A 17,817-nucleotide genomic window follows, 5' to 3' on the forward strand; every position below is an offset into this window, starting at 1 on the left:
TTTTTCTTCTGATTATAGATTTTATTTATTTGTTAGGATTTCAAGGGTCTCAAGCAGGTTATCTGCATGAACTTCGATCGTATCCCCTGTCGCCTTGATCTTGACTTCTACGATACCGTCAGCTGCTTTCTTACCAACAGTGATACGGATTGGAAGACCAATCAAGTCGCTATCACTGAATTTAACACCGACACGTTCGTTACGGTCATCTGTCAAAACTTCATAGCCTTTGTTGACCAAGGCTTCTTCGAGACGATTAGTCAATTCAAGACTTGCTTCATCCTTAACATTGACTGGAATCAAGTGCACATCAAATGGTGCCAATTCTTTAGGGAAATTGATTCCCCAAGCGTAACGGTACTCACCTTTTGGTGTTTTGTTAACAAAGAGGCGAGCGTGTTGCTCCATAACTGCTGAGAGGAGGCGGCTGACACCGATACCGTAGCAGCCCATGATGATTGGCACAGCACGGCCATTTTCATCCAGGACATCTGCCCCCATACTTGCTGAGTAACGAGTTCCAAGTTTGAAGATGTGACCAATTTCGATACCACGCGCAAAGTTGAGAATACCTTGTCCGTCTGGAGAAATCTCACCCTCACGGACTTCACGGATATCCACATACTCGGCAGTGAAGTCACGACCTGGATTCACACCAGTCAAGTGATAGCCATCTTCGTTGGCACCAACAACAGCATTGTGGCTATCTTGTACCTTGCGGTCTGCGATAATCTTGACATTTTCTGGAAGATTTACTGGGCCAAGAGAACCAAAGTCCGCTCCCAACAATTCTTTCACTTCTGCCTCAGTTGCAGGTTCCAAGAAATCTGCTCCAAGGTAGTTTTTCAATTTGACTTCGTTGAGCTGGTCATTGCCAACGAGTAAAGCCACAACTGGCTCCTCATCTGCGATATAAACCAAGGTCTTGATTGTTTGCTCTTCAGAGACATTCAAGAAGGCTGCGACTTCATCAATCGATTTGACACCTGGTGTTTCCACGCGAGCCACTTCATCTTCAGTCACAACACGATTGCTTGGTTTGTAGGCGTTTGTCGCCATTTCCAAGTTGGCTGCATAGCTTGATTCACTTGAGTAGGCAATGGTATCTTCACCAGAAACCATCCATTTGAGCAATTCTGCCTTGATTTCTTCTTGCACTTGATCAGGAATTTCGTCAAATGATGCAACAGACTTGTCTAATACCACCCAACGGTCAAGGTCTGTACGAGCAGGTGTGATGGCCATAAACTCTTGACTATCCTTACCACCCATGGCTCCACCGTCACCGATGATGGCTTTAAAGTCCAAACCACTACGAGTGAAGATACGCTCATAGGCTGCCTTGTACTCATCATAAGTAACATCCAAACTATCGTAGTTAGCATGGAAGCTATAACCATCTTTCATGATGAACTCACGGGTACGAAGAAGTCCATTACGTGGACGTTTTTCATCACGATACTTAGGCTGGATTTGATACAAGTTCAAAGGTAATTGTTTGTAAGACTTGACAGAATCACGGACAATAGCTGTAAAAGTTTCTTCGTGAGTTGGCCCCAAGATAAAGTCTGACTTCTCACGGTTTTTCAATTTGTACAAGTCTTCCCCGTAGGTTTCATAACGGCCAGATTCACGCCAAAGATCTGCACTAAGAAGGGCTGGAGCCAACATCTCAACAGCACCCATCTTGTCAAACTCTTGACGCATGATCTTCTTAGCTTTTTCGATAACACGGTTAGCAAGTGGTAGGTAAGAGTAAACACCTGCAGATACTTGACGAACATAACCAGCACGCAACATAAGGGCGTGGCTGATAACTTGAGCATCGCTTGGCATTTCGCGAAGCGTTGGAATAAGCATTTTACTTTGTTTCATAATGACTCCTCTAATTCTTAAAAGAAGGTTCGCATGATGTCATTCCAAGTTACGGCGATCATCAAAACGACCATAATGACAACTCCGACCAGAGTGACATAGGTTTCAATTTCTTGTTTTAGTGGTTTGCGACGGATAGCTTCTAGGATATTAAGCACGATTTTTCCACCATCGAGCGCAGGGATCGGAATCAAGTTGAAGATACCGATATTGATGGAAATCATAGCCAAGAAGAACAAGACATTCTCAAGACCATTTTTAGCGGCATCACTGCTTGCCTTAAAGATAGCAACGGGACCACCTAGTTTATTCAAATCTGGTTGGAAAATCAAGCTTTTCAAAGCATTGAGAATTCGCAAGGCTGAATCTGCCGCAGTTGTAAATCCGCCCATAAACATAGACCAAATATCTGATTTGAGCCTTGGCTGAACACCCAGTATAAAACGACCTTGGCTTTCTTCAGGTGTCACACGGACTTGTTTTTCAGTTCCATTTTCAGAAATCGTCACATCCAAAACGGGCGCTGTTTTATCCTTGGTTTCTGCATCAACAGCCTGAATCAAATCTGACCAGTTTGAAATCTCATAACTGCCGACTTTAGTGATTTGGGCCGTATTTTCAACACCAACCTTAGCCAAAGCGCTATCTGGAATAATACTGAAGTTATTCGTTTGCGTATCACGGACGCCACCTTGCATGAAAATCAAGATCCAGAAAACGACGACTCCTAGGATAAAATTATTCATAGGACCAGCAAAGTTGGTAATCAATTTGCCCCAGACAGTCGCATTCTGATATTGGACGTCTAAGGGAGCGATACGAACTTCCGTTCCATCAGCTTCCACAATGGTCGCATCATGGTCTACTGAGAAAGTCTTTTCCTCTTCTAAGACCAAGCCTCTAATAAAGAGTTTATCCTCAAAATCAAACTGAGTGACCTGCATAGGCAGAGCTGTCTGGTCAATCTTTTTACCAGAGAGATTGAGGCGTTTGACCTTACCATCCGCTGCCAATGTTAGGCTTGCAGGAGTTCCAGTCTTAATTTCTGTCGTATCTTCACCCCAACCTGCCATCCGAACGTAACCACCAAGTGGCAGGAGACGAATGGTATAAGCAGTTCCATCTTTTCCGATGTGGGCAAAGATTTTGGGGCCCATACCGATGGCAAACTCACGAACCAAAATTCCAGATTTCTTAGCAAAGTAAAAATGTCCGAATTCGTGAACCACTACGATAATCCCAAAGACCAGGATAAATGTTAGTAATCCTATCATTTAATTTCTATTTACCTTTCCTTAAAATAAGCCAAAGAGGTGCATAATAGGGAAGACAGCCAGCATGCAATCAAAACGATCCAATACCCCACCATGACCTGGGATAAACTTGCCTGAGTCTTTGACACCAAAGTGACGTTTCATAGCACTTTCGATCAAATCACCCAACTGACCAGCTATACTAAAGAAAATAGCAAAGACCATCATTTTGTAAATCCCATAAGGTAAAGCAACAGTACTATCAACTAGCATAAAAATCAAAGTCACTAGCATAGCAGCCACGATACCCCCCATAGCACCCTCTATGGTCTTGTTAGGGGAAACTCTCGGAGCTAGCTTTCTCTTACCAAACTTCATTCCTACTAGATAGGCTCCACTATCGGTTGCCCAGACCATACACAGTCCCAAAAGCGCCTTATCCAAACCTGCAATACGAGCATCGACCAAAGCATTAAAGCCAAAGCCAACATAAAAACTCATGGCAATCGGAAAAACAGCATCCTCAATAGTATAGTTCTTGCTGAAGACTGTTGCCCCTAGTAAAATCAGTATCACGACACTATAAGCAACAACGTTCCCATCCACAGGCAAAAACTTCAGGTAGTTTTCCAAAGGAATAGTCAGAAAAAAGGTTGCTAATAAAGTCAAGAGTCCTTCAGGCGTCATGGTATTTAAACCCTTCATGCGCAGTAACTCATGTACTCCCAACATCGCCACAATCCCCATGGCAATCTGGAGCCATAAGCCACCAATCGCCAAGATTGGGATAAAGATAGCCAAGGCCAAGATAGCAAAAAGGGTTCTCTTTTGTAAATCCTGTATCATAATATCTCCTAAACTCCTCCAAAGCGACGGTTGCGACGATTGTACTCGATGATAGCTTCTTTCAAGGCTTCCTCATCAAAGTCAGGCCATAAGACATCCGTGAAATAGAGCTCGCTATAAGCAGCCTGCCATGGCAAGAAATTACTCAAACGAAGTTCACCGCTGGTCCGAATAATCAAGTCAGGATCACGCAAGACTTTTGGCAAATGTCCCGTAAAGAGATATTCCCCAATCAACTCCTCGGTGATATCACCAGGATTGATCTTAGCATCTAAAACATCCTGTGCAATCAACTTGACCGCTTGTGTAATCTCAGCTCGTCCACCATAATTAAGGGCAAAATTGAGAATCAATCCTGTATTTAACTTAGTCAGTTCTTCTGCCTTTTTAAGAGCATCAAAAGTCTGCTTCGGCAAACGATCAGTCTCCCCAATCATTTGAATCTTCATGTTCTTCTGATGCAATTCGGGAACAAACTTATCATAAAATTCAACAGGTAAGTTCATGATAAATTTGACTTCCTGATCTGGACGGGTCCAGTTTTCAGTCGAGAAGGCATAGACCGTCAAGGCTTTGACTCCCATATCACTAGCAGCAATGGCTACCGTTCTCAAAGCATCCATCCCAGCCTTATGCCCAAAGACACGCGGTTGCATCCGTTTTTTAGCCCAACGACCATTACCATCCATGATAACTCCGATATGTGCTGGCACCATTGTGGGGGTTTCTGTTGCTTTATCTTTTTTTAAAAATCCAAACATGATTGTATTCCTATTCAAAAATCTATCGTTTCATTATACCATATTTTTCACTTTTCTTCTATTATCGTCTATCATTCTACGGCGAAATTTCCCATATATCTCCTATATTTCCAGTATATCAAGCCTTGCATTTCCTAAAGAAAGTTGATACAATAAAACCATAGAGATTCGATCCTTGTTCAGCCACAGGGATTTTTTATTGAAAGGATTTTATGATGTCAAAGACACTCCAACGTAAAAAACAATTGAGAAACAGCCTACGTCGCTCAGGTGCATTTTCAAGCACTGTAAACAAGGTTGTCGAAGAAACAAAAAAAGTTGTAAAACATGCTGAAAAAGCAGCAAGCGATGCAGGTAAAGCTGTCTCTAAAAAGGTTGAAAAAACTGTAGAAGCAACCAAAGAGCAAGCTCAAAAAGTTGCTACTTCTGTAGAAGATTTCGCAGCTAACCTAGGGGGACTTTCAGTTGACCGCGCTAAGACTTTCTACGATGAAGGTATCAAGTCTGCTGCTGACTTCAAAAACTGGACAGAAAAAGAACTCCTTGCCTTGAAAGGAATCGGTCCAGCTACTATCAAGAAATTAAAAGAAAACGGCATCAAGTTCAAGTAATCTTTCTTGTTCCTTGCTTTTCCGTCAAAAACTTGTTAAAATAAAGCCATTAGAGGTGTTTTGAGTCCCACATTTTACAGAAAGTGGCGGTGCTGAGAAGTCCACAAATGTGTCAAAACTGGTTGCTAATGGATGAAATTAAAAATTGAAATATAAATCTTTTTGTTTCCTTTTAGGACTAGACAGCGAGTTGCAGGCTGTACTCAAGTACGGCAAGACGAGCTAACGACGTCATAAAAGAGAAACAAGAAGATTAAAGTTGCGGGCATCTGCCCGAAATTGGGTGGTACCGCGGATTAACACATTCGTCCCTGTCAGATTGATGGCAGGGGCGATTTTTTTGTAGAAAGCGAGGAAGAAGGATGACAAGAACTGAATTGCCAGAACAAATCGAAACGGAGCGACTGGTCTTGCGAGTCCGAACAGTGGCGGATGTAGAGGATATCTTTGACTATGCTAGTCGTCCAGAGGTTTCTTACCCAGCTGGCTTTCCACCCGTCAAGACCTTGGAAGATGAGATTTATTATCTGGATCATATCCTTCCTGATCGCAATCAAAAGGATAATCTCCCAGCAGGCTACGGAATTATCGTTAAAGGAACCGATACAATCATTGGTTCTGTCGATTTCCCCCATCGCTACGAAGACGATGTACTGGAGATTGGCTATATCTTACACCCAGACTATTGGGGGCGAGGTTATGTGCCTGAAGCCGCGAGTGCCTTGATTGACCTGGCTTTTAAAGAACTGGGGCTTCATAAGGTAGAATTGTCTTGCTTTGGCTACAATATCCAAAGTCAACGAGTCGCTGAGAAGCTTGGTTTTACTCTTGAAGCTCGCATCCGAGACAGAAAGGATGCTCAAGGAAACCGCTGTGACAGTCTGATATATGGCTTGTTGAAGAGTGAGTGGGAATGTTTAGTAATTAAAAGGAACGAATAATGGCAAAAAAAGAAGTAAATACTGATTTATGGGTTCATGAACTTTTGAAAGAAGCAGGAATTCGTGAAAATTTTGATGCCCAAGGAAGCAATGTTAAAGAGATTGATGAAGCTCTGAAAACTGCCTCGAAAAAAGGGACTGGAAATTCAGGTTTCCCAGAATACGTTGGAATTGTTAAAGATTTTTTAATTATTATTGAGGATAAACCTGGATTATCAAAACATATCAATTATACAGATGATGATTTAATTGCTGATGATACTAAATCAAACACAGACTACGCAGTAAACGGAGCGGTCTTTTATGCTAGGCATTTAGCAGATAAGGTTAGTTATAAAAAAATCATTGCTGTAGGAATTAGTGGTAATGAAAAAAAACACCGCATTACACCTGTTTTTGTGAATGAACGGGGTGAGTATTTTGAACTTGCTGACATTGAAACTTTGATTTCTTTCTCAATAGATAATATTGATGAGTATTACGTAAAAGAGATTCTTCAAGAAGAAACCAATTTTGAAAAAGAAACTGCTGAGATTTTAAAAGATGCAGCGACTTTACATAATGATTTGAGAAATTATGGCAATATTGAGGAAAAGAATAAACCTCTAATTATTTCAGGAATCCTGTTAGCATTGAGAGAAACGGAGCATGGAAACTTCTCTTTGGAAAGTTTAACTGGAGATACTGTAAAAACAGACGGCTCAAAGATTTATACTGCCATCAAGTCTAACCTTCAGCGTGCTAATGTATCTCCCGAAGTAAAAAAAGATAAATTACTTAGTCAGTTTGCCATCATTAGAGACGATGTAAAAATTAATGAGAAAAATGCTAATCTAGGTAAAACACCTATCAAATACTTTACAGAATTTCTTTATAAAAGTATCTACCAAAGTTTAAGATATTACAATTCTGCTGAGGATTATCTTGGTCGTTTTTACGGGGAATTTATGTCATACTCTGGAGGAGACGGTCAAAATTTAGGTATTGTCTTAACACCAAAACATATAACACAACTTTTTTGTGATTTAGTTGATTTAAAGCCGACGGATAAGGTTTTTGATCCTACTTGCGGTACAGCAGGTTTTCTAATTGCCGCTATGCATGATATGTTAACAAAAGCAAAAAGTGATTCTCAACGTGACCAAATCCGGAAATATCAGCTCTTCGGGATTGAAGAACAATCTTATATGTTTACAATTGCTACGACAAATATGATATTACGCGGCGATGGGAAAAGTAACCTTGAAAACCAAGACTTTCTACGCCAAAATCCTAGTAAGCTTCAGCTAAAACAATGCAACGTTGGTATGATGAATCCGCCATATTCAATGGGGTCGTCAGCCAATACCGAACTGTATGAAATCAACTTTACAGAACATCTGTTAAATTCTTTAGTCGAAGGTGCAAAGGCGGTTGTTATTGTGCCTCAGTCCACCTTTACAGGAAAGACCAAGTTTGAAAAAGAAGCTAAACAAAATATTTTAAAACACCATACTTTAGAGGGTGTTATCACACTTAATAAGAATACCTTTTATGGCGTAGGAACAAACCCTTGTATTGCAGTATTTACAGCTGGTATACCGCATCGTCCGGAAAAAGAATGCAAATTTATCAACTTTGAAAATGATGGTTTTGAAGTCTCTAAACACATCGGCCTGGTTGAAACAGCTACAGCTAAGGATAAAAAACAACACTTGCTTGATGTCTGGTTTGATCGCACAGAAGCAGAAACTAAGTTCTGTGTTCAAACAACAATTGAAGCTGATGATGAATGGCTTCACTCTTTCTATTACTTTAATGATGAAATTCCTTCTGAGGAAGATTTTCAAAAGACCATTGCAGATTATCTAACTTTTGAAGTCAATATGATTACTCATGGCCGAGGTTATCTTTTCGGAATAGAAGAAAAAGAGAATTATCAAGAAAATACCGATATTGAGGAACTTCCGATGGTAGCGGAAAAAGGTGACAAGTATGAATGAAATTTCTAATTTTGTCCTTTATACGACACCTAATGGTGATGTTAATTTAGATATTCTCTTACAAGATGAAAATCTTTGGTTGACACAAAAAGGGATTTCCGAGTTATTCGGAGTTTCTAAATCAACAGTTAGTCACCATTTATCAAATATTTATAGTGATGGCGAGTTAGATAAGCTGGCAACTGTTCGAAAATTTCGAACAGTTCAAAAAGAGGGAAATAGAGCGGTTCAGCGCGAATTGGAGTATTATAATCTTGATGCTATCATATCAGTTGGTTATCGTGCTAACTCAACAAAGGCGACACAATTTCGAATTTGGGCAACGAATACCTTAAAAGAATTTATTATTAAGGGGTTCGTACTTGATGATGAGCGTCTTAAACAGGGACAAACGGTCTTTGGTCAAGATTACTTCCGTGAACTCTTAGAGCGAATCCGTTCCATCCGTGCCAGTGAACGCCGTATTTATCAGCAAATAACCGATATTTTTGCGGAATGCGCTATTGACTACGATAGAAATTCTGAAATCACTAAGAATTTCTATGCTATGGTGCAGAACAAGTTTCATTTTGCTATTACAGGTAATACCGCTGCTGAGATTATTTATCATAAGGCAGACGCTGATAAGAAACAAATGGGATTAACGACTTGGAAGAATGCACCAGATGGCCGAGTCCTGAAATCGGATGTGACAGTTGCTAAGAATTATTTGCAAGAAACCGAAATCCGTCAACTAGAGCGTACCGTAACCTCTTACTTCGACTATATTGAAGGTTTAGTTGAGCGACGCAATACCTTTACCATGCAATCTTTGGCAGAAAGTATTAACCGCTTCCTTTCTTTTAATGAATATGACATTCTAGAAGGAAAAGGATCTATTTCTAAAAAACAGGCAGATGAGAAAGCCAGTCAAGAATATGAGAAATTCAACCGCACCCAGAAAATCGTATCGGATTTTGACAAGCAAATCAAACAACTAATGGCAGGTGACAAAGATGAGTAAGTTAAAATTGACGGATGTGGAGTGGGGAGAGTTTTTATTCCCGAAAATATTTTCAGAAATTTTTATAGCTAAATCATCTGATTCAAATGCTCTTAGTGAAGGAGATATCCCCTTTGTTGGGAGAAGTTCAGTTAATAATGGATTCCAAGGTCTATATCAGGTTTCTGAAAGTAAAATTGTTAAGAAAAATTGTATAACCGTAAGTATGGTAGGAGAGCCAAGAGCTTTTTATCAACCCTATGATTTTACTTGTAGTCAAAATATTTTAGTATTGAGAAATGAAATTTTAAATAAAGATATTAGTAAATTTTTAATTTCAATCATTAATAACTATCTTATCTCAAAAGGGTTTGGTTATGGTTATCCAGTTGGGTTAAATAGAGTAATAAAAAATAAGCTCATGTTACCTGTCGATTCCCAAGATCAGCCTAACTGGCAGTTTATGGAAGATTACATCAAGCAAGAACAGAAGCAACAAGCTCAGAAAATCATTGATTATTATGAGCGTAAATTGGTTGAGTTAGCTGGAGATGTGGTAGGACTAGATAAGGTTAAATGGAAAACGTTTCGTTTCACTGAAGTTTTTCGAGAAATTCAAAGAGGAAAACGTCTGACAAAAGCTAATCAGACAAACGGTCCTACACCATATATTTCCTCAACTTCTGAAAACAATGGTGTAGATGCCTTTATTGGAAATGAAACAGGGATTCGAAAATTTGAAGATGTCCTCACTCTTGCTAATAGCGGAAGTGTCGGATCCACATTCTATCAGCAATTTGAGTTTGTGGCTAGTGATCATGTAACGACTTTAAAGTCTGACAATGCAGACAAATACGCTTATCTATTTTTATCTACCGTTGTTAAAAGTTTAGAAGAAAAATATTCTTTTAACAGAGAAATCAACGACTCTCGCATAAAAAGAGAAAAAGTCATTCTTCCAGCGGATAAAGAAGATAACCCTAATTTCCAATATATGTCTGACTTTGTGAAAAAATTAGAACTTGATAAAGTCCAAGAAGTGCTAGAATATATATATATATCAGAATGATGAACATTCTTAAAGAAAAAGTTTGTGAAATTTCTTGGAAAGATTTCTGGATTGAGGATGTTTGTGAAATTAAATCGGGCATTCGTTTAACAAAAGCCAATCAAGAAATAGGAGTGAGACCATTTGTAGGTGCTAGCGATAGCGATAATGGGGTTACAGCCTTTGTATCTAATACAAATAAAAGTCTTGATGCAAATGTGCTTGGTGTAAATTACAATGGTAGTGTCGTCGAGAATTTCTATCATCCCTACAAAGCCATTTTTTCTGATGATGTCAAACGATTAAAATGGAAAGACGAAATATACGGAAACAAATATACCTACCTTTTCTTGAAACAAATGATTTTGTCGCAAAAAATCAAGTATGCCTATGGTTATAAATTCAATGGAGAACGCATGAAACGTCAAAAGATTATGTTACCAGTTGCTGAAACTGGATTGCAAGATTATGACTATATGAAATCTTATATGCAAAAACAAGAGTTAGAACAAATTTTTAAGATATTGAACTACTTAAACAAGGAGAACACACATGTTTAAAGAACTTTCACCTAAATACAATCCAGCCGAGGTTGAGGCTGGACGTTACCAAAAATGGCTTGACGAAGATGTTTTCAAGCCTTCTGGAGATAAAAAGGCTAAGCCTTATTCAATCGTGATTCCACCACCAAACGTGACTGGGAAACTTCACCTTGGTCACGCTTGGGATACGACTTTGCAAGATATCATCATCCGTCAAAAACGCATGCAAGGCTTTGATACGCTTTGGCTTCCAGGGATGGATCACGCGGGGATTGCGACTCAAGCTAAGGTTGAGGAGCGCTTGCGTGGTGAGGGCATTTCCCGCTATGACCTTGGTCGTGAAAAATTCCTCGATAAGGTTTGGGAATGGAAAGACGAATATGCCACTACTATCAAGGAACAATGGGGCAAGATGGGGCTCTCTGTAGACTACTCTCGTGAGCGTTTCACGCTTGACGAAGGTTTGTCAAAAGCGGTTCGCAAGGTCTTTGTGGACCTTTACAAGAAAGGCTGGATCTACCGTGGTGAGTTTATCATCAACTGGGATCCAGCAGCTCGCACAGCCCTTTCTGATATCGAAGTTATCCACAAGGACGTGGAAGGTGCCTTCTATCACATGAACTACATGCTTGAAGACGGTTCACGCGCCCTTGAAGTTGCGACAACTCGTCCTGAGACTATGTTTGGGGACGTTGCCGTTGCGGTCAATCCAGAAGACCCACGCTACAAGGATTTGATCGGTAAAAACGTCATCCTTCCAATCGCTAATAAATTGATTCCAATCGTTGGGGACGAACACGCAGATCCTGAGTTTGGTACAGGTGTCGTAAAAATTACTCCTGCTCACGATCCAAACGACTTCTTGGTTGGTCAACGTCACAACTTGCCACAAGTCAATGTTATGAACGATGACGGAACCATGAATGACTTGGCCTTTGAATTTGCAGGCATGGACCGTTTCGAAGCTCGTAAGGCAGTCGTTGCTAAGTTGGAAGAAATCGGCGCCCTCGTTAAAATCGAAAAACGTGTCCACAGTGTTGGTCACTCAGAGCGTACAGGTGTAGTGGTTGAACCACGCTTGTCTACTCAATGGTTTGTGAAGATGGACCAATTAGCTAAGAATGCCATTGCCAACCAAGATACAGATGATAAGGTAGAATTCTACCCACCTCGTTTCAACGATACCTTCCTCCAATGGATGGAAAATGTCCACGACTGGGTAATCTCTCGTCAGCTCTGGTGGGGTCACCAAATCCCTGCTTGGTACAATGCCGAGGGTGAAATGTATGTCGGCGAAGAAGCTCCAGAAGGCGACGGTTGGACTCAGGACGAAGACGTCTTGGATACGTGGTTCAGTTCTGCCCTTTGGCCATTCTCAACTATGGGCTGGCCTGATGTCGATTCAGAAGACTTCAAACGTTACTTCCCAACTTCAACCTTGGTAACAGGTTACGACATCATCTTCTTCTGGGTGTCTCGTATGATCTTCCAATCCTTGGAATTCACTGGCCGTCAGCCATTCCAAAACGTTCTTATCCACGGTCTTATCCGTGACGAGCAAGGACGTAAGATGTCTAAATCTCTCGGTAACGGGATTGACCCAATGGATGTCATCGAGAAATACGGTGCCGATGCCCTTCGCTGGTTCCTTTCAAACGGTTCTGCACCAGGACAAGACGTCCGCTTCTCTTACGAGAAAATGGATGCTTCATGGAACTTCATTAACAAAATCTGGAACATCTCTCGCTACATCCTCATGAACAATGAAGGTTTGACCCTCGAGCAAGCTACTGCCAATGTGGAAAAAGTTGTTAACAAGGAAGCTGGGAACGTCACAGACCGTTGGATTCTCCACAACCTCAATGAAACCATCGGAAAAGTCACTGAAAACTTTGATAAGTTTGAGTTTGGTGTGGCTGGCCACATCCTCTACAACTTCATCTGGGACGAATTTGCGGACTGGTATGTTGAGTTGACTAAGGAAGTCCTTTATAGCGATAACGAAGAAGATAAAGTCATCACACGTTCTGTTCTCCTTTACACTTTGGACAAGATCCTTCGTCTCCTTCACCCAATCATGCCATTCGTGACAGAGGAAATCTTTGGACAAATCTCAGAAGGCTCTATCGTTACAGCAGAATACCCAACTGTTAACCCAGCCTTTGAAGATCTTGCAGCTCACACTGGTGTGGAAAGCCTCAAAGACTTGATCCGTGCCGTTCGTAATGCGCGTGCGGAAGTAAACGTAGCACCAAGCAAGCCTATCACCATCCTTGTGAAGACAAGCGATAGCGACTTGGAAGCCTTCTTTAACAGCAATGTTAACTACATCAAACGCTTCACAAATCCAGAACACTTGGAAATCGCATCAAACATCCCTGCACCTGAACTCGCAATGTCAAGCGTCATCACAGGAGCAGAAATCTACTTGCCACTGGCAGACCTCCTCAATGTCGAAGAAGAACTCGCTCGTCTCGATAAGGAATTGGCTAAGTGGCAAAAAGAACTGGATATGGTCGGTAAGAAGCTCTCTAATGAACGCTTCGTAGCCAACGCCAAACCAGAAGTCGTCCAAAAAGAACGCGACAAACAAGCCGACTACCAAGCGAAATATGACGCGACCATAGCGCGTATTGATGATATGAAGAAGTTAGTTAAATAAACACAGAAACACGGCGGAATGCCGTGTTTCCTACTACCTAAAATAGAAAGTATAGTTATATGACTACTCGAAACGATAATATTGATTTGAAGACGAAGGTTCAAATTATTTGTTTGTATTTCTCAAAATTGCCTAGCAATGATAAAAGAAGAAGTAAAATTATTAGTAAATACCGTGAACTAGAGATTTTAACCGGAATAAAGGCTAATACTATTCGACAATGGACAGATTCATTTGATCCCTATTTCGATAACGGTAGAAAAGGATACCACCAAAGAGATTTAGAAAATGAAAATAAAAGTCTTTGGAAAGTTTATAATGAATATAAAGATTTCTCATTAAGCGAACTTCAAAATAAAGTGTCCGAGATATACAAAAATTTAGACAAGAATTCATATTTCCTTTGTATAGGAGGCAAAGAAGTATATCTTTATAGTATCAAAACCAAAAAAGAAGCAACTTCAACCTCTCTTTACAATTTAGATGCTAGTACAGAGATAATTAATTATAATGTTAGAATCGATAATCTTAACCGATACAATCCTAAAACATCAAATAGTCAAAAACTTAAAGTTGGTGACCTTTTATTTCTTTCTCTAGGTGGAGATAGTGAGAAATGGAAGGAATGGGAAAATGGATTGACAGCTATTGGTCAGGTGGAGAATATTTATGTAGAGAATTCAGCTAATAACTATGAAATTACTGCTAAAGTTTTAATTAAATTACCTACAGAAATAACACCTTCAGATTTATATTACTATCCAGATACTTCAAATGAATTTAATATTGGCCCTAGTCTCAAAGGAACTCCCAACCAAGCTATTAATCGTGTTTCAACAAAAGGTGCGCTTTCTATTTTCAGTGCTATTTGTGATTTATTCCCTGATTATAAAAATAGTATAAAGCTATTGATTGGTAGTGAGAATTTTAAAAGTTTGGACAATGTTCCTAAATTATTAACAGATGGCGAATATGAAGAAAATAGCTTAAAGAATAGTCTAAATCTAGATTTTGAAGGAAATGATGATTTATTAGATAAAATAAATTTATCAAGCGATGAAAATTTTATTGATCAGAGTGAAGCACTAGAAGCTGTCCTTGAAATGGATAAGGATGATAATGAGTTTAAATCAGACATGGAAAAACTTATGATATTGCCTGCCAATGAATTAAAAAGAAAACTATCGGTTACTCAACGAGAGCTTAGTATTTCAGATATCAAAAAATTTTATGATCGATTTATAGAATTTCAAAATGATTACAGTAGCAATGTGGGAATAGATTATACTGATTTAGGCGATGCATTGATTTTGGAACCTAGTTTTCAGCGTGAATATGTTTGGAATCAACCTAAAAAACAACAATTGATCGATAGTATTTTACTTGGTATTCCTATTCCTACTTTTTATTTTTCAATAGATAAAAATGGAAATTTGCTGGTAGTAGATGGAAAACAAAGAATTAATTCAATTTTAGAATTTCTAGAAGGGAAACTTTCTTTGCCATCCAGTTATAGATTTTTATGTTTAAATAAAGATTCAAAAGATTATGTTTATTTTAAAGAACTTGAATCAAGAGTAAAAAGAAAATTTGAAGATTACCCTTTGACATGTTACTTAGTTGACTCTTCAGTTATACCGAGATTTCAAAATGAAATCTTTATGAGAGTTAATAGAGGTGGAGAGAGATTAACTATTCAAGAAATTAGAAATGCTTCAAATGTTGGTAAAGTAACATATTTATTAAATAAAATTTCTGATAATAAAGAGTTACGAATAGTTCCAATAAAAAGAAAGAAAGATCAATACTTAGTATTGAGATTCCTTGCTTATTATCTAATTCATAATAATGATTCATTTAAGAGTATTTATAACTTTGATAGTGATTATGATGGAATTGATAATCTATTGGATAGGGTAATGAAATTTATTAATATTATTAGCGATTCTGAGGTGAAAAAGTTGTATTCATTATATGAATCATGTATTCGAATTTCAAAACGAATGTTTGAGTTGAAATCATATAAAGAATTCAGTCGAAAAGACTCAAACACTGTAAATATGATTATTTTTGAGAGTTGGTTGTTTTTAATATCTAGTTTTGAAAAATCAGTTATTGAAACTAATTTAGATTTATTCTTTGACTTTTATATTAAATTTATTGGCGATGAGAATTTTGAAGATAATATTTTATATAGACGAGATTCTAAAGAAAAACTAACCTGGAGATTTGCTTACATTGAACAATTTATAAAAGCTATCAATCAATCTTTAAAATTGAAGGATAAATTATGAAACTAAAAAGTGTTGAAATTGAAAATTATAAATCGTACGCATTAAATGAGAAAGTTAAATTTTCTAATTTAAATGTTATTACTGGCGTAAATTCTACAGGGAAATCTTCATTGATTGAATCATTGCTTATTTTGGGGCAATCTGACTCACACGATATTTTAAACGGATATTTAAAAAAATTAGGAAGTGTAGATAATTTAAAAAATAATCAATTATCAAAAGAGGAATCAAAAACAATTAAATTTAAGTATTCCTTTGGCGTTCCCACAACTCTAGACCAAATAATTACGATAGAGGATGGGAAGCGTCCCCCTACATATCCGAAAATTATAGATATGGCTTATCTATCGGCTGAGAGAATTGGAATTTTGGATAGTTATAAAAAGAGTAGAGATTTAGAATTATTTAACCCTAGAGGGGAAGGGATAATTTCATTACTTTATGAAAAAAGTGATAGTAAAGAATTTGTTATAAAAAATAGAAAGTTATTTTGTAATAATAATAAAATTCGTGAAATATTTCCTAAACTACCTGTCTATGAATCAGATCCCATGCAACAAACAATTTTGGAACGTGATGGAATTGATTATATAGTTGAAACTAGTAGTAAGGCAGAATTGATTAATATAGTTAATTTTTGGCTTGAAGAGTTCACTGGATATACAGTCTCTGTAGATGATATTAGTTCGAAACTATTGCAATTGAAATATCATAAGGGAGGAAGTGAGTATGAACCACAACATGTTGGCACAGGGGTTACCTTTATACTATTTCAAATATTGGCACTACTTATACTTCCTGAGGAAACAGTAGTTATTATTGAGAACCCAGAAATACATTTACATCCTAGTTTACAATCCAATCTAATGTATTTTTACCAATGGGTATCTGAGTCAAATCGCCAATTATTTATTGAAACTCATAGTGATCACATTTTCAATGTAGCCAAATATTTTAAAATGACGAATTTAGATTGTACAATTTTATTTGCCACTCTTGAAAAAGTTAGTGATGAGAACCTAGGAGAAGTATTAACAACTAAAATTAGAACAGTGGAGTTAGATGAAAATGGTACTGTAATAGAATATCACCAAGGGCTTTTTGATCAGTACTTAAAGGATAATAATAAATTCTATAAAGTTGTATATGAGAAGAGAAGAGAAGATGGCAAAAAATACTGAAAAGAAAACAACATCTTGTACAGAATTTTATGACTTACATCCCAAAATTCCACTATGGATTGTTTTACTTTTTAGAGAATGCGAGAATTTAGATTTAACAAAAACTGAAATAGAATTGCTGAATGATTTACTGACAAGTAAAGGAGAAAAAGATAAATTAATTCTTATATTTAGCCCTTCATTATTATCGGTTCTATATACAAAAAGATATGAATATTCTGAGGTTCAAGATTATTATATTGTGGCAATATTAGACTCTATTATCGATAATTTAACAAAAGCACATCATGAAAAATGTTGTGAGGCTTGGACTCTAAGCTACCAAGAAACACCTAAAAATGGTAAGAAAGTTATTAATCTATCAAAAGACAAGCTAAGTAATTATTTACAGTTTAAATCACCAGAATTCATCACCTTTCCATTAGAAATTATAGACGTTGATAATTTAGGAAATCAATTATCTCATAAATATTCTTTAATTGGAGAAAAAAGAAAGAACTATCTAATAGATGGATATGGTAAACGATGTGATGAAATGCTCAGTCAAAAAGAAAGGCTATTTAGAACTTCTATACGTAATAATAGTGATTTTCACGTCGATGGTCCAGATAACCAAACCCAATCAGGAGGAAAGGAGAAATTGAATTTTTCTCATATACATCCTAAAAAAGATTTTGCGTTCTACTTAATAGATAACTTTTTTGATATAAAAAAGAGCCAAAAAAATCTATGGAAGCATGATGGATATGGTAAAAAATATCGTGTTTCTAGCGAGATAAAAAAAGTATTAAAAGAGCATAATTTTTTTATTCCGAGTGATATCGAATAATTATTAGAGA

The 17,817-nt window shown here is 37.8% G+C and carries 14 protein-coding genes; 10 read left to right on the plus strand and 4 right to left on the minus strand.

Translation table 11 applies throughout. The features are described 5' to 3' along the window. Window positions 1–21 precede the first annotated feature (21 nt). Genes ACESOD_RS06435 through ACESOD_RS06450 form a run of 4 tightly spaced genes read right to left on the minus strand, consistent with a single transcriptional unit; the run spans window position 22 to window position 4,735 of the window. On the minus strand, window positions 22–1,875 hold the full coding sequence (locus ACESOD_RS06435) for a proline--tRNA ligase (protein WP_373094561.1): 1,854 nt from the start codon (window positions 1,873–1,875) through the stop codon (window positions 22–24). Between the two features lie 17 nt (window positions 1,876–1,892). Next, on the minus strand, window positions 1,893–3,149 hold the full coding sequence (gene rseP, locus ACESOD_RS06440) for an RIP metalloprotease RseP (RefSeq protein WP_373094562.1): 1,257 nt from the start codon (window positions 3,147–3,149) through the stop codon (window positions 1,893–1,895). Between the two features lie 21 nt (window positions 3,150–3,170). Then, on the minus strand, window positions 3,171–3,974 hold the full coding sequence (locus tag ACESOD_RS06445; protein WP_373094563.1) for a phosphatidate cytidylyltransferase: 804 nt from the start codon (window positions 3,972–3,974) through the stop codon (window positions 3,171–3,173). Between the two features lie 8 nt (window positions 3,975–3,982). Further along, window positions 3,983–4,735, minus strand: coding sequence for an isoprenyl transferase (locus ACESOD_RS06450; RefSeq protein ID WP_373094564.1), 753 nt, complete (start codon window positions 4,733–4,735; stop codon window positions 3,983–3,985). A 215-nt stretch (window positions 4,736–4,950) separates the two neighbouring features. On the opposite strand from ACESOD_RS06450, the gene ACESOD_RS06455 reads away from it, so the two are divergent. The 10 genes from ACESOD_RS06455 to ACESOD_RS06500 all read left to right on the plus strand — a co-directional run bounded on the left by ACESOD_RS06455 (window position 4,951) and on the right by ACESOD_RS06500 (window position 17,807). Further along, on the plus strand, window positions 4,951–5,346 hold the full coding sequence (locus ACESOD_RS06455) for a helix-hairpin-helix domain-containing protein (RefSeq protein ID WP_045762766.1): 396 nt from the start codon (window positions 4,951–4,953) through the stop codon (window positions 5,344–5,346). A gap of 362 nt (window positions 5,347–5,708) precedes the next feature. Beyond that, window positions 5,709–6,287, plus strand: coding sequence for a GNAT family N-acetyltransferase (locus ACESOD_RS06460; protein ID WP_373094565.1), 579 nt, complete (start codon window positions 5,709–5,711; stop codon window positions 6,285–6,287). Beyond that, window positions 6,287–8,269, plus strand: coding sequence for an HsdM family class I SAM-dependent methyltransferase (locus tag ACESOD_RS06465; protein ID WP_373094566.1), 1,983 nt, complete (start codon window positions 6,287–6,289; stop codon window positions 8,267–8,269). Before ACESOD_RS06460 ends, ACESOD_RS06465 begins: the two co-directional genes overlap by 1 nt. Then, the gene (gene rhuM, locus ACESOD_RS06470; RefSeq protein ID WP_373094567.1) at window positions 8,262–9,272 is read left to right on the plus strand and encodes a RhuM family protein; all 1,011 of its coding nucleotides are present in this window, start codon (window positions 8,262–8,264) and stop codon (window positions 9,270–9,272) included. The genes ACESOD_RS06465 and rhuM overlap by 8 nt, the downstream gene beginning before the upstream one ends. Then, entirely contained in the window at window positions 9,265–10,320 is a 1,056-nt protein-coding gene (locus ACESOD_RS06475) for a restriction endonuclease subunit S (RefSeq protein WP_373094568.1), read from the plus strand. The genes rhuM and ACESOD_RS06475 overlap by 8 nt, the downstream gene beginning before the upstream one ends. After that, a complete protein-coding gene (locus tag ACESOD_RS06480) occupies window positions 10,317–10,859 on the plus strand; it encodes a restriction endonuclease subunit S (RefSeq protein WP_373094569.1) in 543 nt (180 codons plus the stop codon). The genes ACESOD_RS06475 and ACESOD_RS06480 overlap by 4 nt, the downstream gene beginning before the upstream one ends. Then, complete coding sequence (locus tag ACESOD_RS06485) at window positions 10,852–13,503, plus strand: valine--tRNA ligase (RefSeq protein ID WP_373094570.1); 2,652 nt, start codon at window positions 10,852–10,854, stop codon at window positions 13,501–13,503. The genes ACESOD_RS06480 and ACESOD_RS06485 overlap by 8 nt, the downstream gene beginning before the upstream one ends. 59 nt (window positions 13,504–13,562) lie before the next feature. Beyond that, window positions 13,563–15,797, plus strand: coding sequence for a DUF262 domain-containing protein (locus tag ACESOD_RS06490; protein WP_373094571.1), 2,235 nt, complete (start codon window positions 13,563–13,565; stop codon window positions 15,795–15,797). Further along, window positions 15,794–16,978, plus strand: coding sequence for an AAA family ATPase (locus tag ACESOD_RS06495; protein WP_373094572.1), 1,185 nt, complete (start codon window positions 15,794–15,796; stop codon window positions 16,976–16,978). Before ACESOD_RS06490 ends, ACESOD_RS06495 begins: the two co-directional genes overlap by 4 nt. Next, window positions 16,962–17,807, plus strand: coding sequence for a hypothetical protein (locus tag ACESOD_RS06500; RefSeq protein WP_373094573.1), 846 nt, complete (start codon window positions 16,962–16,964; stop codon window positions 17,805–17,807). Before ACESOD_RS06495 ends, ACESOD_RS06500 begins: the two co-directional genes overlap by 17 nt. The last annotated feature ends 10 nt before the right edge of the window (window positions 17,808–17,817 follow it).

It is taken from the genome of Streptococcus oralis, assembly GCF_964238205.1.
In the GTDB taxonomy this organism is placed as follows: domain Bacteria; phylum Bacillota; class Bacilli; order Lactobacillales; family Streptococcaceae; genus Streptococcus; species Streptococcus oralis_CZ.